21 protein-coding genes are annotated in these 18,734 nt (G+C 39.7%); 7 read left to right on the top strand and 14 right to left on the bottom strand.

The annotated features are described in order from the left end of the window. Positions 1-139 precede the first annotated feature (139 nt). Both K6I41_RS18940 and K6I41_RS18935 read left to right on the top strand, forming a co-directional pair. Positions 140-1,273 (top strand): TDT family transporter, encoded by a 1,134-nt coding sequence (locus K6I41_RS18940; RefSeq protein ID WP_250374961.1) that lies wholly within the window; start codon positions 140-142, stop codon positions 1,271-1,273. A gap of 80 nt (positions 1,274-1,353) precedes the next feature. Continuing rightward, positions 1,354-1,920, top strand: a complete 567-nt coding sequence (locus K6I41_RS18935) for a 5'-methylthioadenosine/S-adenosylhomocysteine nucleosidase family protein (protein WP_013199285.1) — start codon at positions 1,354-1,356, stop codon at positions 1,918-1,920. 36 nt (positions 1,921-1,956) lie between these two features. Here K6I41_RS18935 and K6I41_RS18930 read toward each other — a convergent pair whose 3' ends face one another. The 12 genes from K6I41_RS18930 to ubiG form a co-directional block, all read right to left on the bottom strand. Beyond that, positions 1,957-2,577 carry a TetR family transcriptional regulator C-terminal domain-containing protein gene (locus K6I41_RS18930; protein WP_013199284.1) on the bottom strand — a complete coding sequence of 207 codons (621 nt, stop codon included), beginning with the start codon at positions 2,575-2,577 and terminating at the stop codon, positions 1,957-1,959. 259 nt (positions 2,578-2,836) lie between these two features. After that, positions 2,837-3,637: an ABC transporter ATP-binding protein gene (locus K6I41_RS18925; protein ID WP_250374960.1), complete on the bottom strand. Its 801-nt coding sequence runs from the start codon at positions 3,635-3,637 to the stop codon at positions 2,837-2,839. A gap of 13 nt (positions 3,638-3,650) precedes the next feature. Continuing rightward, positions 3,651-4,448 (bottom strand): aliphatic sulfonate ABC transporter permease SsuC, encoded by a 798-nt coding sequence (gene ssuC / locus K6I41_RS18920; RefSeq protein ID WP_005308906.1) that lies wholly within the window; start codon positions 4,446-4,448, stop codon positions 3,651-3,653. Then, positions 4,445-5,620 (bottom strand): FMNH2-dependent alkanesulfonate monooxygenase, encoded by a 1,176-nt coding sequence (ssuD, locus tag K6I41_RS18915; RefSeq protein ID WP_250374959.1) that lies wholly within the window; start codon positions 5,618-5,620, stop codon positions 4,445-4,447. The genes ssuC and ssuD overlap by 4 nt, the downstream gene beginning before the upstream one ends. A 26-nt stretch (positions 5,621-5,646) precedes the next feature. Further along, the gene (locus K6I41_RS18910; protein ID WP_111856276.1) at positions 5,647-6,630 is read right to left on the bottom strand and encodes a sulfonate ABC transporter substrate-binding protein; all 984 of its coding nucleotides are present in this window, start codon (positions 6,628-6,630) and stop codon (positions 5,647-5,649) included. 72 nt (positions 6,631-6,702) lie between these two features. Beyond that, positions 6,703-7,671, bottom strand: a complete 969-nt coding sequence (locus K6I41_RS18905; protein ID WP_151823249.1) for a sulfonate ABC transporter substrate-binding protein — start codon at positions 7,669-7,671, stop codon at positions 6,703-6,705. 333 nt (positions 7,672-8,004) lie between these two features. Next, positions 8,005-9,360, bottom strand: a complete 1,356-nt coding sequence (gene argA, locus K6I41_RS18900; protein WP_107882288.1) for an amino-acid N-acetyltransferase — start codon at positions 9,358-9,360, stop codon at positions 8,005-8,007. Positions 9,361-9,480: 120 nt separating this feature from the next. After that, on the bottom strand, positions 9,481-9,810 hold the full coding sequence (locus K6I41_RS18895; protein ID WP_004640333.1) for an RcnB family protein: 330 nt from the start codon (positions 9,808-9,810) through the stop codon (positions 9,481-9,483). A gap of 240 nt (positions 9,811-10,050) precedes the next feature. Continuing rightward, entirely contained in the window at positions 10,051-10,464 is a 414-nt protein-coding gene (locus K6I41_RS18890; protein WP_004795500.1) for an RcnB family protein, read from the bottom strand. A gap of 216 nt (positions 10,465-10,680) precedes the next feature. Beyond that, positions 10,681-11,427: a YciK family oxidoreductase gene (locus K6I41_RS18885; RefSeq protein ID WP_004795498.1), complete on the bottom strand. Its 747-nt coding sequence runs from the start codon at positions 11,425-11,427 to the stop codon at positions 10,681-10,683. A 68-nt stretch (positions 11,428-11,495) separates the two neighbouring features. Further along, the gene (locus K6I41_RS18880) at positions 11,496-12,197 is read right to left on the bottom strand and encodes an HAD family hydrolase (protein ID WP_128825355.1); all 702 of its coding nucleotides are present in this window, start codon (positions 12,195-12,197) and stop codon (positions 11,496-11,498) included. Beyond that, a complete protein-coding gene (ubiG, locus tag K6I41_RS18875; RefSeq protein ID WP_003655787.1) occupies positions 12,194-12,907 on the bottom strand; it encodes a bifunctional 2-polyprenyl-6-hydroxyphenol methylase/3-demethylubiquinol 3-O-methyltransferase UbiG in 714 nt (237 codons plus the stop codon). The genes K6I41_RS18880 and ubiG overlap by 4 nt, the downstream gene beginning before the upstream one ends. A 180-nt stretch (positions 12,908-13,087) precedes the next feature. Here ubiG and K6I41_RS18870 point away from each other — a divergent pair, with 180 nt between their 5' ends. Then, positions 13,088-13,705, top strand: coding sequence for a thiol:disulfide interchange protein DsbA/DsbL (locus K6I41_RS18870; protein WP_005308926.1), 618 nt, complete (start codon positions 13,088-13,090; stop codon positions 13,703-13,705). An 80-nt stretch (positions 13,706-13,785) separates the two neighbouring features. Here K6I41_RS18870 and K6I41_RS18865 read toward each other — a convergent pair whose 3' ends face one another. Both K6I41_RS18865 and K6I41_RS18860 read right to left on the bottom strand, forming a co-directional pair. Next, positions 13,786-14,433: a TetR/AcrR family transcriptional regulator gene (locus K6I41_RS18865; RefSeq protein ID WP_250374958.1), complete on the bottom strand. Its 648-nt coding sequence runs from the start codon at positions 14,431-14,433 to the stop codon at positions 13,786-13,788. A gap of 137 nt (positions 14,434-14,570) precedes the next feature. Next, positions 14,571-15,209 carry a TetR family transcriptional regulator gene (locus tag K6I41_RS18860; protein ID WP_005308931.1) on the bottom strand — a complete coding sequence of 213 codons (639 nt, stop codon included), beginning with the start codon at positions 15,207-15,209 and terminating at the stop codon, positions 14,571-14,573. 173 nt (positions 15,210-15,382) lie between these two features. On the opposite strand from K6I41_RS18860, the gene K6I41_RS18855 reads away from it, so the two are divergent. The 4 genes from K6I41_RS18855 (at position 15,383) to K6I41_RS19180 (ending at position 18,715) form a co-directional block, all read left to right on the top strand. After that, complete coding sequence (locus K6I41_RS18855; protein ID WP_250374957.1) at positions 15,383-16,408, top strand: ferredoxin reductase; 1,026 nt, start codon at positions 15,383-15,385, stop codon at positions 16,406-16,408. A 33-nt stretch (positions 16,409-16,441) separates the two neighbouring features. After that, the gene (locus K6I41_RS18850) at positions 16,442-17,605 is read left to right on the top strand and encodes a fatty acid desaturase family protein (protein WP_250374956.1); all 1,164 of its coding nucleotides are present in this window, start codon (positions 16,442-16,444) and stop codon (positions 17,603-17,605) included. 125 nt (positions 17,606-17,730) lie between these two features. After that, positions 17,731-18,447 (top strand): ribonuclease PH, encoded by a 717-nt coding sequence (gene rph / locus K6I41_RS18845; RefSeq protein ID WP_004795487.1) that lies wholly within the window; start codon positions 17,731-17,733, stop codon positions 18,445-18,447. A gap of 133 nt (positions 18,448-18,580) precedes the next feature. Further along, positions 18,581-18,715, top strand: coding sequence for a hypothetical protein (locus K6I41_RS19180; RefSeq protein ID WP_263630884.1), 135 nt, complete (start codon positions 18,581-18,583; stop codon positions 18,713-18,715). Positions 18,716-18,734: the final 19 nt, after the last annotated feature.

The raw sequence follows: 18,734 nt of genomic DNA, 5'->3' as shown, positions 1-18,734 counted from the left end.
TGTGTTTTTACTCAGTTATTTTTCAACATGAATATCTGTATATTTAAAATATTGATGAATTAAATAAAAATAAATCAATTTTTCTTATTAATGGTTTGCTCTACTATATCTTTATCCACTCTTTGATTAGAGAACTAAGATGAAAAAACCCTTTTACCAATTAAATCATAGCAAAGATGTTATACGACATTTTACTCCAAATTGGTTTACAGCGACTATGGGTACTGGCGTGGTCAGTATGATTTTAATTCAGCTTCCATTTGCTCAATCATTTTTATTCACGCTAGCAACTTGGTTATGGCAATTCAATATTGCCCTATTTAGTGTTTTTTCAGTTCTTTATTTATTGCGGTGGTTTCTTTTCCCTCATGAAGCGAAGCAAATATTTAATCATCCCAATATGAGCTTGTTTTTAGGTGCTATTCCGATGGGGCTCGCTACAATACTAAATGGCTTTTTAAGCTTCGGTGTTGGGCTTTACGGTGAAGTTGCGATACATATTGCTCAAGCTTTATGGTACGTCGATGTCTTTTTAGCGCTAGCAATTGCGTGGATCGTGCCGTTTTGTATGTTTAGCCGTCAGAACCATCAGCTACATACCATGACTGCAAGCTGGCTTTTACCTGTGGTTGCATGTGAAGTAGCAGCAAGTTCTGCCGGCATGTTAGTAGCTCATTTACCAGCAGATTTGCATAGCTTTCATTTATTAATGGCGGGTTACGTACTTTGGGGGATTTCTGTTTTACCCGCATTCGCTATTTTGACGATTTTAATGCTGCGTATGGCTTTACATCAGTTACCGGAAAAAGAAGTCGCAATTTCTAGCTGGTTGTCTTTAGGACCGATTGGTACAGGTGCTTTAGGTCTCTTATTGCTAGGAGAGCAGGCCCAAAGAGTAGCACCAAACGTAGGATTTCACCAATTTGCGAATGTCTTTCAAGCTTTAGGAATTGTGGGCAGTCTCGTGCTTTTAGGCTTTGGGTTATGGTGGCTGGGTCTTGCAATTTTAACAACGCTTCGTCACGCAAAGACAGGTATTCCATTCAATTTGGGTTGGTGGGGCTTAACCTTTCCATTAGGCGTATTTATTCTTGCACTGTTTAATTTAGGGCATCAGGTTGAAATTGTATTTTTACAATACGTTGCTGTGGCATTGAGTCTTTTATTATTGACAATGTGGGGTGTGGTAATGAAGAAAACGCTAGCAGGCGCATATAGCGGCCAACTGTTCTTTTCTCCGTGTTTAATCGCCTTACAACAAAAAATGCAGTAATGATGAAAAGGTGCAAAAAGCTTTTGCACCTGATTTATACTTATTTTCTAATTTATTTAATTTTGATTTGAGCTTTTTGAATGAACACTGATATTGCTTTAATTATGGCACTTCCTAATGAATCTAAAGGTTTGTTTGAGCAGGCAGGTGTTGAAGTCCATTACAGTGGTATTGGTAAGATTAATGCTGCCTTTAAAGCATTTGAGGTTATTCAAAAAACTGGCTGCAAAACTTTAATTAATCTAGGTACAGCTGGAAGCTCTGCATTTAATCGACATGATTTAGTCGAGGTGAAAACTTTTGTACAACGTGATATGGATGTTTCACCCCTAGGGTTTGAAGTAGGTGTAACGCCGTTAGATGATCACTTGCCAGCTGAAATTCATCTTCAATCACATTTTGCTGATTTGCCAAAAGCAATTTGCGGAACTGGAGATTCATTTGAAACGGGTCAGCCAAAAGTAGCTTGTGATGTGGTGGATATGGAAGGATATGCCTTAGCCAAAGTCTGCCATAAGTTAGGTGTACGCCTGATTTCGGTGAAATATATTACTGATGGTGCAGATGACACAGCACATGTAGATTGGGAAGAAAATTTATTATTGGGTGCTCAAAAACTTTTAGCGCTTTATCAAAATCACTTCTAAAAAAAGATCGGCAAATTTGCCGATCTTTTTTTGGTTTTAACGAGGCAATACGCCGTAGAGCATTAGGTGGACTGTATGCTCAATTGAGCGTTGGAACATGCTTCGGTTACGCAGTGTTTTTCCGGTCACCATTTCCATTTGGGTTGCAAAATCTGCATAGTTTTGCGTAAGGCCCCAAATGTTTAAGATCAATAATTCTGGGTCGATATCTGGTGAAATCTTTCCTTCTTCTTGCCAAGTCTGAATGACTTTAGCTTTGCGCTTAAATAGTTTTTTTAATGGTCCTTTGAGTATAGGTAAAATATGAGGAGCGCCTTGAATGATTTCTAATGCAAACAATCTAGATGCTTTCGGTTGGCTACGAGACAGTTCGATTTTTTGTATTAAATAGTGAGATAAGGCTTCGGCTGGTTCTAATTCAGCTTCTAAAGTTTGTAAGGGAGCCAACCATTTTTGTAAAACGGTTGTGAGCACTTCTACGTATAAAGACTCTTTATTTTCGTAGTAATAGAAAATATTCGACTTATGCATGTCGGCGAGTTGGGCAATTTCATCCAGACTTGCGCCAGTGAACCCATAGACTGAAAATACGTCAAGGGCGGCAGCAAGAAGCTGATTGCGCTTTTGGGTACTCTTTTTTTGTTCCATCTGCTGCATAATTAAAAAAATAATACTCCCATTGTAAGGGAAATTGTTTGATTTGTGCACAGGTGTCTTGCTTTTTTAATCAAAAAACGGCTAGTTATTTGCGTAATAGATATACTATTGTGCAAAAAATAGAGAGATTCACTAGTTTATTGTTATTCTTAAAAATATTTTTTAAATTTCGCCCTAAAAAAGAGCAATAAAACAGCAGTTTTATTGCTCGTAAATTGGGCATTTTTCGGCTGAGCATTTCTGATTACTCATCGTAATCTTAAGTTGCCAAAACTGCATCGAGTACTTGTTGTTCAAGTTGGGCAAAAGTAATGCTCTTTTTACGCGGGCGTGGAAGATTAACTTGGAAACTTTGAGCAATCTGGCCCTTATCTAATAAGATAATACGGTCAGCTAATTGCACTGCTTCACTTACATCGTGTGTGACTAAAATGGCAGTAAAACCTTGTTCTTTCCACAAGCGCTCAATCAAGCTTTGCATCTCAAGCCGAGTTAGAGCATCTAATGCACCTAAAGGCTCATCAAGCAATAAAATGCGTGGTGTATGCGATAGTGCACGTGCTAAGGCGGTACGCTGACGTTGGCCACCTGAGAGTTGAGAAGGCCATTGTCCTGATTTCTCTTTTAAACCTACTTTTTCCAGTAATTCTTTTGCTAAAGCATGTTGGGCTTTAGGTAAACCCAGTTGAACATTTTGAAGGATATTCCTCCAAGGAAGTAGGCGTGGGTCTTGGAACATTACTCGAATATCATCGTTAGTAATGCCTTCACGCAAATGTCGAGCAGATTTGAATTTAATTTCTCCAAAACTGGCTTTTTCAAGTTGAGCAATTAAACGTAGTAATGTACTTTTGCCACAGCCACTTCGACCAACAATTGCTAAAAACTCACCAGGCTGGATATGTAGGTCAAGATCTTCAAGGACCTTTACCTCGCCATAAAATTTATAAAGTTGCTCAATCAGAATCTCTGCACCTAATACAGGTTCTTGAGATTCTGTTGGTTCTTCCGGAATGAGCTGCACTTCATTCTGATTAATATTTAAATTCAGATTTGTCATGTTCTAAGCTCCCTTATTTCTGATATCCAGAGTGCCAACGTAGTAAATAGCGTTCTAAAAGCTGGGCTAAAACATCGGCCAGTTTGCCTAGTAAGGCGTAAAGAAGAATACCGACCAGAACTACATCTGTTTGTAAAAACTCACGTGCATTCATGGTCATATAACCAATACCTGCTTGAGCTGAAATGGTTTCAGCGACAATGAGTAATACCCAAACCAAACCTAAAGCAAAGCGTAGACCTACTAAAATAGAAGGCATTGCACCTGGCAAAATAATTTCTTTGTAAAGCTGCCAGCGAGAAAGGCCGTAACTTTTACCCATTTCGATCAATTGCGGGTCAACTGATCGAATACCGTGATAGGTATTAATATAAATGGGAAAGAAAACACCTACTGCGACCAAGAATAATTTCGCTGTTTCATCAATACCGAACCACAAGATTACGAGTGGAATAAGTGCTAATGCTGGGATGTTACGAATCATTTGCAGAGTCGTATCGAGCAGGGTAGAGGCGAAGCGTGAGGAGCCATTAAGTAAACCTAAGAGCAGACCTAAGCCGCCACCAACCAAAAGGCCAATCAAAGCGCGACCAGCACTTACCTTAACGTGATGCCATAATTCTCCACTAACGAGTAGATGCCAAAAAGCGGAAACCACCGCAGTCGGTGCAGGCAAAATACGGTTCTCTAAAAGACCCGAACTTGAGGCAATTTGCCAAACAACCAATAGAACAATAGGGAAAATCCAAGGCAGCAAACGCTGCCCGATTTGTTTTGTTCCACGTGAAACAATACTCTCATCTTTGCTCATGCAGGCTCCTTGACGGAACTATTTTGCTTCTTCTCGTCTGGAACATAGTTATTGGCAATAATTTCACCGAATGGACCGGTTAAATTTGGCTGAGCAAGTTTGGCGCGAGTTTCGATTGGTAATAATGGGAAGACCAACTCTGCAAAACGGATCGACTCTTCAAGATGTGGATAGCCCGAGAAAATAAAAGTATTGATACCTAAATCAGCATATTCCTGAATGCGGGCAGCAACTGTTTCTGGGTCACCTACAAGTGCTGTACCAGCACCACCACGAACTAAGCCAATACCTGCCCAAAGGTTTGGAGATACTTCAAGTTTGTCACGGTTACCGCCGTGGAGGGCTGCCATACGTTGTTGGCCTACAGAGTCCATTTGTGCAAATTTTTTCTGTGCTGCAGCAATAGTTGCATCATCAAGATATTGGATAAGCTCGTTCGCTGCTGCCCAAGCTTGTTCGTTGGTTTCGCGAACAATTACATGTAAGCGAATGCCATAAGTTAATTTACGACCTTTAGCCTCAGCTTTGGCACGAACATGTTCGACTTTTTGTTTGACTGCTTCTGGTGGTTCACCCCATGTAAGGTACGTATCGACTTGCTCAGCTGCAAGATCGACAGCGACGTCTGAAGAGCCGCCAAACCAAAGTGGTGGATAAGGCTTTTGAACAGGTGGGTAAAGTAGTTTTGCATCATCTACTTGTAAGCGTTCACCGTGGAATGTAAAAGCTTCACCTGTATGTGAACGCGTTAAAATTTCACGCCAGATTTTTACATATTCATTGGCAGTTTGATAACGCGTTGAGTGATCTTCATATAAACCATCACCGCGTAGTTCGGCCTCATCACCACCAGTCACTAAGTTGAGTAACACTCGACCATTCGACAAGCGGTCAAATGTTGCAGCCATGCGAGCTGCCAATGCCGGTGTTGTTACCCCTGGACGTAACGCAACTAAAAATTTAAGGTGTTGAGTTGCATCAATCAGGCTAGCCGCCGTAATCCAAGGATCTTCACATGAACGACCTGTTGGAATAAGTACACCTTCGTAACCTAAATTATCTACCGCTACAGCAATTTGCTTCATATAGGCATGGTCAACCTGACGAGCGCCTTTACTTGTACCTAAATAGCGACTATCACCGTGGGTAGGAATAAACCAGAAAATTTTCATGTGCATTACCTATATGTCTATTGAAATTACTTGGCAATCCAAACAGCTTGTTTGATGCTGATTGGCTTTGGAATGATGCCTTGTTGAGTAAAGATGTCTGCGAGTTGCTGCTGCTCAGCAATCACTTTGCTGTTCAGCGGAGCGGCTGATGAAGGACGAGGGCGGCGTTTAATAAATAAGTCACTGGTTGCAGGCTTCAGTCCTGTGCTTTGGCCAATGGCTGTTGCCGTTTCTGCTTGATGGCTTTGAACCCATTTGTCAGCTTGATTGATTTGTTTGATGAGTCCAGAAACAGCTTTCGGATGTTGTTTAACAAAGTCTGGAGCTGCTAAATAAAATGTATAGTTCGGGCTTAAGCCTTTACCTGATGCAAGAACACGAGCTTGATCTTCTAGTTGTGCTGAAGCGAAGTAAGGGTCCCAAATGGCCCATGCATCAACAGCACCTTTTTGAAATGCTGCGCGAGCATCGGCAGGTGTAAGCCAGATCGGAGTAATGTCACTCCAGTTTAGGCCTGCTTTACGTACAGCTTGTACAAGTAAGTAATGTGAGCTCGAACCTTTTTGCAGCGCAATACGTTTGCCTTTAAGGTCTTTAAGTTGTTTTAGCTGTGAGCTCTTAGGAACTAAAATTGCTGATGCTAATGGTTTAGCTGCTTCATAGGCAATGTAATATAAAGGCTTTCCAGCTGCTTGTGCGTAGACTGGAGGAGTGTCCCCAGTAACTCCGACATCAAGGGAACCGACAGCCAAAGCTTCTAGAATTTGTGGTCCAGCAGGGAACTCATTCCAAGTCACTTTGGCATTTGGAAATTCTTGTTCAAATAGTTTTTGCTGTTTAGCAATTGCAAAGTTAATCGAACTTTTTTGAAAACCAATACGAAGTTCTTTTACAGTTGGATCAATTGCCCAAGCGGGTGCTGCGATTGTTAAACCTAATACAGTGACTGCACTGATACGTTTAGCTAATTGTGCCCACTGACTCTTATTAAATAATGACTGATGTTGCATATTGATATCCTTGTTCCCCTTGAGGCCAGGCACAGCATTTATAGGATTATTTAAGCCGTGCCCAAGCTGGGTTTATTTCAGTTTTAAAATGGCTTCTTGAATGGTGAGCTTGTTAGGAATGAGCTTTTGCGCATAAAAGGCATCAGCTACTTGTTGTTGTTCTTGTGCCACCTTGTCAGAGATTGGCTGAACTCCAAAACCCATACGTGAAATGGAAGTTTTCAGTACATCAAACTCAAGTGCTGTAGGTTTTTCGAGTAATTTAGCAGCTTCATCCTGATGTGAACTCACCCATTCAGTTGTCTGGTTAAGAGTTTGAACAACTGTATTGAGAACTTTCGGATTATTTTCTGCAAATTTACGGTCAGCTAGATAGAACTGATGATTGCTTACTAAATTTTCACCAGTCGCTAAAACTCGAGCTTGAATTTGATGTTCAGCTGCTGCAAAGAACGGATCCCAAATGACCCATGCATCTACTGCACCTTTTTCAAAGGCAGCACGAGCGTCTGATGGTGGTAAATAAACTGGTTGAATGTCACTTAAACTTAAGTTGTTGGCCTCTAGAACTTTTAATAATAGGTAATGAACATTCGAACCTTTATTAAGAGCAACACGTTTGCCTTTTAAATCTTTAATAGAGTGGATAGGAGAGTCTTTTTGTACCAATAATGCTTCGGCTTTTGGCGCAGCAGGTTGGTTTGCGACATAGACTAAATTTGGATTGGCCGCTTGAGCAAAAATAGGTGGTGCTTCACCTGCTTCACCGAGTGAAACGCTCCCTACATTTAAGCCTTCAAGCAATTGAGGGCCAGCAGGAAACTCAACCCATTTTACTTGCACGCCTTGTTCTTTTAGTACTTTTTCTAGGTCACCACGAGCCTTTAAAATAGGAAGAATGCCATATTTTTGATAGCCAATATTTAAAGTTGTGGTGGCCTGTTCCTCTTTTTTGGCACAACCACTTAACATCATCACTCCTGCAAGGCTGGCTGCGATGACTGAATATTTTGCCCATGAAGTGGTGTTGAAAAGTGCCATGAGATTTCGTGCTCCCCGAAAGAGAAAAAGAAAAAATAATTGGATGAGCAGATACCCTAAAGGGATTTTTATTTCAGAAAAAATAAGTATTCGGTCTTTATTTATGCAAAAAAAAGCTAAAAACAATAGGCTATAAACTTATGCAAAAAAGTGATTTATCTAATAGAAATATATTTAATAAATTAGAAGTAAGTTGATGTAAATAAAATAAAAAAATATTAAAACATTAAAAATAGAAATTTAAAAAAATACAACCATAAATTAATAGCGTTCATGGTTGTACTTTTTTAACTAAGCTTATCTGAAATAAGAATATCTTAAAAAGAGCAAAGGCTAGGGAAGCAGTTTCTTAAAGACTAAAGAATTCCTTTGATAGTTATAGAGCGCCTGACGGGCATTAGGTAACTCATCAACGCTGACTTGATGAAAACCATGTTCCAAAAACCAGTGAGCGGTACGCGTTGTTAAAACGAATAGCTGACGAATACCTTGTTCTTTGGCTTTTTCTTCAAGAAATTGCAGAATTTGGCTACCACGATTTGATTTACGGTAACTTGGATGTACTGCAACACAGGCAATTTCTGCAGAACGAGTTTCGTTGAATTCGGTTGGAATTGGATAAAGCGCAGCACACGCTAGAATCATACCGTCGCGTTCAATAACAGCGAACTGGCTGATTTCTTGCTCCAGACGTTCACGTGAACGATAAACTAAGATGCCTTCTTCTTCCAACGGACGCAATAAATTCATTAAACCACCCACATCTTTAATATGAGCGGTACGAACTTCTTCATAATGCGCATCGGTAATCATGGTGCCTATACCATCTCGAGTAAATAACTCTTCGAGAAGGGCGCCATCATAGGCATAGGAAATGAGATGAACGCGGTGTACACCTGATAAAGACGCTTTTTTTGCTTGTTGTAAATGCAGGGTTAGTGTTGGACTAATGGTTTGATATTGTTGAATATAGTAGTCTAGTTGATGTGGGCTTAATTCACGTAATATTTGTTCATCTTCATTCAGAAGACCTTGTTGCTCCCCAAGAAAAATCAGTTTATCTGCTTTTAAATAAGTTGCAGTTTTGGTCGCAACTTCTTCTGCCCGCAAGTTAAAGACTTCGCCTGTAGTGGAATAACCTGTTGGTCCCAGTAGCACAATATTATGATTATCGAGGTGTCGTTCAATTGCATCGGTGTCTATTGAACGAACTTCACCTGTAAGCTGGAAATCCATGCCATCACGAATGCCATAGGGTTTAGCAGTCACAAAATTACCTGATACGACATCGATTCGAGCGCCGTACATGGGTGAGTTTGCTAAACCCATAGAAAGCAATGCTTCAATTTCTAGGCGAATAGAGCCTACGGCACTCATGACACAGCTTAAAGATTCGCGCGTAGTAATACGGCTGTTGTCATAAAAAGGGGTTTCAATTCCTTTCTCTTTAAGATTTTGATTAATTTGCGGACGTGCGCCGTGTACAAGAATTAAGCGAATACCCAGAGAATGAAGTAACGCGATATCATGAATGATATGTTCGAAATTAGGATGACGGACTGCTTCACCACCAAACATCAGTACGAATGTTTTATCGCGGTGAGCATTAATGTAGGGTGCTGAGTGTCGAAACCAGTGTACATAATGCTGGGGGTTATTATGCGACTTTTCTAAAGACTTGCTTGGCATACCGATCTCGAATCAACAGCAAAAAGATATAAAGATGATTCTAAACAAAAAAGATTAAAGCCGCATGTTTTAGATAAAAAAACACCCAAATCTAAGTTTGGGTGTTTAAATTTTTTTAAATTAGTGAACCACTCTAATGATTTTATGGCTTTGTTCATTTACCAGCACATAATTTCCGTTCACTTTGTACCATTTTTGGTAGCGACCCGGTTTCGTTAATTTTTGATGCTGACGATAGTCAATCACATAACGTGAGTGTTGATATTCACGTGGTACAACTTGACCTGCTCGCCAAACATTACGATGGTCGTCTTTTTTAATTACTTTAACGGTTTTTACTTCATGGTTTTGGTAGTTGCCATGATGGTTATGATCGTTTGGTGCTGCCATTGCTGTTGTTGCAACTAAACCACTAAGTGAAAGAACAATCGCTGTTGTTAGTTTTTTCATTGTAAACCTCGAGTGATGAATTAAATTTCAATAACTAAAGATTAGTGAACAATTACAGATAAATCGTGGAGGCTACGAAGAATAAATGTGAAAACTAACGATGAAATAAGAAGAAATTAAGAAAATATGAAATATTAGAATATAAAAATCTATTTGTTTTTTTTAATCTATAAGTAATAAAAAAGGATAAAACCATAAGGCTTTATCCTTTTTGCTCAGCGATAGCGAGGTTCTATCGCTTTAAAAACCACGAATACTCACAATACTATTAGAATCAGTATCAACTAAAATATAGTCATTGTTGATTTTGTACCATTGCTGATTACGGTCTGGTTTTGGCAAGTTACTATCTTTATAGTCGACTTTATAGCCATTGCCACGATAGTGCTGTGGCATAACATAGCCAGGCTGCCAGCGATGCTGTTTAAGCCGTTCAAAACCACGTTCTTCGCGCATACGGCGCTCGTCACGGACACGATCTTCATCATGATCACGTCCAAATCCTGGCCCACGATCGTTCCATTCACCGCGTGGTCCTCCACCTTTAGGACCTTTGGGGCCATGGCCTCGGTCAAAAGGAGGATCAGCAAAGCTCGCCATACTTGTGGTCAGTACAGCTATGGAAAGGGTTAAGATTGTGAACAACTTTTTCATGATGCATCCTCGTTTACATCTGATGTCTCTCATGTTGAATACTCTACGCGCAAAATGCAGAGAAACTGTGAAGATCATTTAATGGTTCAATTAAAATTACGGATAGATCAAGAGTTTTTATCAATAATAAAAAAGGCTTGAATATATCTTTTCAGGTATAGGCAAGCCAGATTTGATGATCGGCTGTAATTTTCTTTAGCTTTTCATCTTTAACTTTTAATCCTGTGCATCAATACTTTGACCATTGAGCGCCAAGCTATCTTCACCCATTAAATAGAGGTAAGCAGGCAAGATCGACTCTGGTGTAGGTAGTGTTTTCGGATCTTCTTGTGGATAGGCTTTAGCACGCATTGCAGTACGTGTTGCACCTGGATTAATGCAGTTAAAACGGATATTCGGATAAGTATGTTCCGCTGCAAAAATTTTGCTCACCGCTTCAATTGCAATTTTTGAGACAGAATATGCGCCCCATAAAGCACGTGCTTCACGGCCTACACCGGAACTGGTAAATACAACAGAGGCATTTTCTGATTTTTGCAAAAGTGGTAATAATGCTTGAGTTAAAGCAAAAGGCGCGCGTAGGTTAACTGCCATGACATCATCCCAAGTTTCGGTTGGATAATGTGCTAACTCTACGCGTTCACCTAAAATACCTGCATTATGTAAAATGCCGTCTAGGCGTCCAAACTGCTTTTCGAGCGTATCGACTAAAAAATCATAGTCACGGTCAGAAGCACTTGAAAGTTGTAATGGTAAAATCGCTGGTTGCGGCGCACCCAGGCTTTCAATTTCATCATAAATAACTTCAAGTTTATTTAAGGTTCTACCATGCAGTACAACGGTCGCACCATGTAGGGCATAAGTCAGAGCGGCAGCTCGCCCAATTCCATCGCCAGCACCGGTGATTAAAATAATTCGATCTTTGAGTAGATCCGGACGAGGTTGGTATTCTGAATATTTCATTGGTAAACCTCCTTCTTTTTATATTGATAAAACAAACAACTGTTAAAAAAGCCTATAAAACTCTTAGCTTAACTTATCATACGCTGATTTTCCTGTAGAGCAGGAAGCTTTTGACGTAACATATGGTGTAATTCTGTCACCGTATTTACAATCGAATCGGCCTGCCATGCAGCGAGATCATCACGATGTTCGATTGGTAAATAGCCATATGCAGCCAAAATAGTATACATATTGGCATTGCGACCAGCATCAATATCACGTGGATGGTCACCCACATAGATAATTTCATTTGCTGGGATATTTAACTGTTTAGCAGCCAAATACATTGGTTCTGGATCTGGCTTGGTTTTACTGACATCTTCAGGACACACCAAAACTGCACAGCGTTCGGTCAGATTTAACTTTTCTAAAAGAGATTCACTTAATCCGCGTGGCTTATTGGTCACAATACCCCACGGAATTTGCTGAGCTTCTAACTCTTCTAAAAGTGGATACATGCCTTCAAACAGGTCTGTATCAACCACAATATTATTGCCGTAAATATCTAAAAAGTTTTGACGATGTGCCAAGAAAATTGGATTGGCCACATCCAACTCTGGATAGACCAATTTAACCATTGCACGTGCACCTTCAGAAACCTGAGTGCGAATGAGGTCGGCATCAACAACTGGGCGTCTTTCATCACGGCACATTTGCTGAATAATACGAATGAAGTCGGCAGCCGTATCGATAAGAGTACCGTCTAAATCAAATAAAACAGCTTTCATCATGCACCTGTATTTATCGTGTGAACCATATAATTAACGTCAACATTTGGTGCTAACCAGTAATGCTTGGTCAGTGGGTTGTAGTGCAGTCCTGTCATTTCTTTTAGAGTAAGACCTGCATTACGAATGTCATGTGCCATTTCAGATGGTCGAATAAATTTATGATAATCATGTGTACCTTTTGGCAACATGCGTAGTACGTATTCTGCGCCAATAATGGCAAATAAATAAGATTTTGGGTTACGGTTAATGGTTGAGAAGAACACATGGCCACCTGGTTTAACCAAAGCCTGACAAGCTCTTACAATAGATGCTGGATCTGGAACGTGTTCCATCATTTCCATGCAAGTGACCACATCGTATTGACCGGCTTGTTCTTGTGCTAATTCTTCTACAGGAATTTGGCGATATTCAATATTTTGAACATTGTCTTGCTGAGCATGCAAACGGCCAACAGCTAGCGGTGCCTCACCCATATCAATACCAAGTACATCTGCTCCACGACGTGCCATGCTCTCTGCCAAAATACCGCCACCACAACCGACATCAAGTACTTTTTTACCAGCAAGGCCGCCTACACGTTCATCAATCCAGTTTAAACGTAGTGGATTAATTTGATGAAGTGGGCGAAATTCAGAATGTTGATCCCACCATTTGGCAGCAAGTGCTTCAAACTTTGCGATTTCTTGTAAATCAACATTCAATTGCGACATGGTGCTACCTCTAAACTTGGGTTATCTTTTTGGATATAGTTCGCCGTTAGTGTAGCGATTATTGGGAAAAAAGCGATAAACCCAATAAAAAACTTCACAGAAGCAAAACGAATTTAGCATATTTGTTTTATATTTAGAGCATAAGCTAATGCATAACAACTTAGAGGAAAAGCTGTAGCAATGAAAAAATTGGTTTTGGGTGGTTTAAGCGCAGCAATTATGGCCGTATCGGGTAGTGTAATGGCAGCAGATTTTGTTGCTGGTAAAGACTACACCGTGATTGCCAATCCAGGCAAAGTGGAAGTTCCGGGGAAAATCGAAGTTCGAGAGTTCTTTTGGTATGGATGTCCACACTGTTTTAAACTTGAACCGCATATGCAAACGTGGTTAAAACAGATTCCTAACGATGTGCGTTTTGTACGTACACCAGCTGCTATGAACAAAGTATGGGAACAAGGCGCACGTACTTATTATACATCTGAGGCATTAGGTGTACGTAAACGCACGCATTTACCGTTGTTCCATGCGATTCAGGTGAATGGTCAGCAAATTTTTGATCAGGCTTCTGCGGCGAAGTTCTTTACTCGTTATGGCGTGCCTGAACAGAAATTTAATAGCACTTACAACTCATTTGCTGTAACTGCAAAAGTTGCCGAGTCAAATAAACTTGCTCAACAGTACCAATTAACAGGTGTTCCTGCGGTTGTTGTTAATGGTAAATACGTTGTGCAGGGTGAAGATGGTAAAGTTACTCAAGTTCTTAATTATTTAATTGAGAAAGAACGTAAAGCAAAATAAGTTGTTTAGGCTTTACTTCAAAAATGGGCTTCATATGAAGCCCATTTTTATATTTATTTAATTATCACGAAATATTTCAATTAATTTTGCTTATTTTCATCTTCAATTTGAAAATTTAAAACATCAAAATTAACAGTTTGAGTTGGCAGTGATAATGCCTGATTAATATATAAATTAATTAATTTTTGGCGAGAACCAATAGAGCGCTGATAATACGTAGAATTTAAGAGCAATGATGCGCCGTAAGTCAGTGACCAGATATAAGACAAATAATCACGAATCGACATGTCGTAATTTAATGATTTTAAATAATTTTCTGTAATATCTTTAATTGATAAAATACGCTGTTGGCGGATTTCATAAAGCTCTTCGAAAAGATGCTTCAACTTAGACTCTGTCATTGTCAGATTTTCTTCAAGTTGATGCAATAAAATGGTTTTTCCAGGGGTAAGCAAATGGTGAAGCATGTAATGAGGGGCGTATTCTTTGAAATCTGTATTATATTTTTTAGAAATTTCTAAAATTTGCTTTTCATTTTGAATAATGAGCTCAAGTAGAAGCTCATTTTTGCTTCTAAAATGCTTATAAAGAGTGCCTTTAGCAATATCTAGCTCGGCCACTAACTCATCTAGAGTAATTTCCTGATTGTTTTCTAGTAACAACTTTTCTGCCACGCTTAGAATTTTTTCTTTGCGCATCAAAAACTGTGTATGACGATCAAGATTCATAGGTATTCCCACACCAGTTTGGCCTAACTAATAATTTACTTCCTGTAAAAAGAAAAAGACTTTTCTCGAAATTTTTAGCCTTTTTCTTTCTCTCTTTACGTATTACCACATAACCTGTTTTTTGTCATTTGCCGCTTCTACCGTTCCCAGTTTGCAATCCCTCTAAACAGTAAGCGAACTTGTGTAGAGGCATTTTCAATAAAGGCAGTTTGTTGGAGCTTGAGCTGTTCACCTTGATATTGTTTTGATAGGTTGAGCCACGTCATTGCCCATGTAAATGACATGTTAGTCAAAATAGTGGATAGGACATTTAAGTCTTGAGGTTGTTGAATATGTTTAAAATTTTCGAGTTTAGTCAGATCAGTTGTTAGATCTTCAATCAGAAATTCGATTTCTCTAGCAATGGCTGCACGAACCGTTTCTGAACCACCCCAACGCTCGGAAATCATAAATTGCCACTGCTTAGGGCTATGATTTACCGCCTGAACAAATAGCTCAATGCTGGTCTGAGTTTTAGTCGATTTATGTTGTAAATAACTTTGACCCAGTTGATGTAAAACACTTTTTAAATGTAGGGCAACTTGGTCAACCAATTCCTTACCGAGTTCATCCATGTCTTGAAAATGACGATAGAACGCTGTCGGTACTAAACCAACTTCACGTGCAACTTCACGCAAACTGATACTACTGAACGAACGCCCAGACGTGCTCAGATGCAAGGCTGCATCTAGAAGTGCCTGACGACTTTGCTGTTTTCGTTCATCCCGTATCGACATTAAAAGAACCTATTTAAACCGTGAGCCAGAGTCTAACAAAAAAGAGCAAACTTTCATAAAAAAAATAGTGAACAAGTGTTGACTGAGTGAACGCTTATAAATATAGTGTACATATGTTCACTATACGAACATGTGTTCACTCAAATAAATAGCCAGATACAAAAGAGGAACGTATGAACGCAACACTTAGTTATCAGCCACATTTGGTTCGAGAAGATTTCGTTGATTTTGTTTTGCAAAAAATTAACGTGACTTGGGCTTGGAAACGCGTACTTGCAGAAGTTATCGCAGTTCAGTCTCTACATACCGATATGGTGTTTATTAAGCTTAAACCGAATCGTAATTTTAAGTTCGATCAGGTACGTGCTGGGCAAAGTATTTTATTAACACTACTTATAGATGGCGTTTACCAACAGCGTAGTTATTCAATTATTGAAGTAACTCCTCAAGGTGAAATCTCTTTAGGTATTAAAGTACAAGGCTTGGTGTCTAGTGCAGCTCAACGATTACATGTCGGAGAGTGCATTGAGATTTCACAGCCTCAAGGTGATTTTACTTTGCACCAAGGCCAACAACCCGCGATTTTAATTGCGTCAGGTAGTGGTATTACTGCAATTTATTCACTTTTGCAGCAAGCTTTGAAACAACAGCTTAAACAGATTCATGTCATTTACTTTAATCGTGCAGAAATTTTTCATGCTGAATTAAAAGCTTTGGCAGAAAAGCATCCCGAGCTTCACTATCATTTTTTTAATACAGCCGAGCAAAAGCAGCATTTAACTGAAGACCTATTGCAAAAGTTGGTTCCTGATTACGCACAGACTGCAACGTATGTGTGTGGACACCATGGCATGATGGAACAGGCAAATGAAATTTATGCGCAGCAAAGTGCTCAGTCGCAGCTTCATCAAGAGTTTTTCATGCCTGTTCAAGTCGAACAGTCTAATGAAGCACAACCCATCGTATTTCGTCGCTCGCAACAAAACTTTATTGCCACGACAACATTATTAAGCAGTGCAGAGCAAGCTGGCTTACGTCCACAGCATGGTTGCCGTATGGGTGTATGCAACCAATGTACGTGTACCAAAGTCAGTGGTGTCACCCAGAATATATTAACAGGTGAAATTGACGATCAACCAAATCGTGCAATTAAGTTATGCGTGAACCAGGCATTAAGCCCAGTCACTATTGATCTATAAAAACAAACATAAAAGAGATTTGAGGATACCATTATGAATATGGCAGTAGAACTTAAAGCAACATCAAAATCGGCACATTTAACCCCAGAGCAAACAGAAGCTTTTGGTCGCCGTATTGAAGAAATTCGTCTTGAAGTGATGAAGGATCTCGGGGAAAAAGATTCAAAATATATTTACAAAGTACGTAATTTTGTACGCTACACCGAAATTGCATCACGTGGCATGTTGATGTTTGGTGGCTGGATTCCACCAGTATGGTTGTTAGGTACGGCTATGCTAGGTGTATCTAAAATCGTTGAAAACATGGAACTTGGTCATAATGTGATGCATGGTCAGTTTGACTGGTTAAATGACCCAACGCTTAACGGTGCAACCTATGACTGGGATACGGTGTGTACTGGTGAAGACTGGAAATATACCCATAATTATAAGCATCATACCTATACCAATGTGTTTGGCATGGATCATGATATTAGCGGTTATGGTGTGATGCGCATGAGCCGTGAGCAAAAGTGGGAAACCCGTTTTTTATTCAACGTGCCAATGGGTTTTGTATTGTCAACGGGTTTTGAATGGCTATTAGCTTTGCAACGTCTAGAGATGGAAAAAGTGTTGTTTGATGGCACCAAAACTTGGAAAGAAGTATATGTAGAATCTAAAAATCTACGTAAAAAAATGGTACGTCAGTTTGGTAAAGATTATGTGCTGTTCCCACTAATTGCAGGACCAATGTTCTTGCCAGTATTGGCTGGTAACTTTTTTGCTAACTTGATCCGTAATTACTGGGCATCGACCGTGATTTATTGTGGCCATTTCACAGAAGACTCTGAAATTATCACTGACAATATTGATAATGAAACTAAAGCAGAGTGGTACTTACGTCAGATTCGTGGTTCAGCAAACTTTACTGGCGGTAAAATCATGCATTTCTTGAGTGGTAACTTGAGTCATCAAATCGAACATCATTTGTTTCCCGATGTACCTGCCAACCGCTATCAAGAGATGGCACCTAAAGTACGTGAAGTTTGTGTAGAGTTCGGTCAACAATACAATACCGCGCCCTTTGGATCTCAAATTTTGAGTGTGTATAAACGTCTGGCTGTTCACTCTTTGCCTGATAATGTGGTTGATCGTTTGGTAGCGACTAAGCGGACCTTTGTTGAAGCGGTGAAAGGCATGTTTGGCAAAGCTGCTTAATAAAGATAGAGCATTGTTTGAGTCATCAAGCGATGCTCTTTACCAATAAGTAAAAGGGAAAGTACGTGTAATTGAGATATACTACGGTGCAATTATATTTGTGCCATTGTTTTTAAGGAATCATTATGCGTATTGACCAAAGAGCATTAGACCAGTTACGTGAAGTGAAAATTACACGTAACTATACCCGTTACGCAGAAGGTTCAGTTCTGGTTGAATTTGGTCATACCAAAGTATTGTGTACTGCAAGTATCGATAATTCGGTTCCACGGTTTTTAAAAGGAAAAGGACAGGGTTGGGTCACTGCTGAATATGGCATGTTACCGCGTTCAACACATTCACGTTGTGACCGTGAAGCAGCGCGTGGTAAACAGTCAGGCCGGACACAGGAAATCCAGCGCCTAATTGGACGTAGCTTACGTGCTATGGTCGATTTGAAAAAGCTTGGCGAAAACACAATTACCATCGACTGTGATGTGATCCAAGCTGATGGTGGTACGCGTACCGCTTCAATCACTGGCGCTGCTGTAGCGTTAGTTGATGCGATGAATGTTTTGTTATCTCAAAAGAAAATTAAGCATGATCCGCTTAAAGGGTTAGTTGCTGCAATTTCTGTAGGTATGTATCAAGACGAAGTATTACTTGATCTGTGCTATGAAGAAGATTCGAACTGCCAAACTGACTTAAACGTAGTAATGACACAAGCAGGCGAATTTATTGAAATTCAAGGTACAGCTGAAGATAAACCATTTACTCGTGCACAAAGCAATGACATGCTAGAAATGGCTGAAAAGGGAATTGCCGAGCTCATTAAAAAGCAACAAGAAGCTTTAGGCTGGTAATTTTACGCTTTCTAAAAAACGCATCTTCGGATGCGTTTTTTTATGCCTTCATCAAATCGACATAAAAACATCACTTGCCTGTCACTTTTTCACTTTATTAGTAGTTCGCATTTAAACCGTTTGGAAAAAACCAATGCGAAAACTTTCATTTCTATTAATTACGTCTTTAGCACTTTTGCTCAGTGCTTGTAACGATGATAACGACTCAGATAATTCATCGCCAACAACACCGCCAACCAGTAATTGCAAAATGCACTGTGCACCATAATAAGAACTTAGGATAGAAC

Source organism: Acinetobacter sp. AS23 (assembly GCF_023612055.1).
Taxonomy (GTDB): Bacteria; Pseudomonadota; Gammaproteobacteria; order Pseudomonadales; family Moraxellaceae; genus Acinetobacter; species Acinetobacter oleivorans.
The sequence above is the reverse complement of the archived record's forward strand: the minus strand, read 5'-3'. Positions and strand labels throughout refer to the sequence as shown.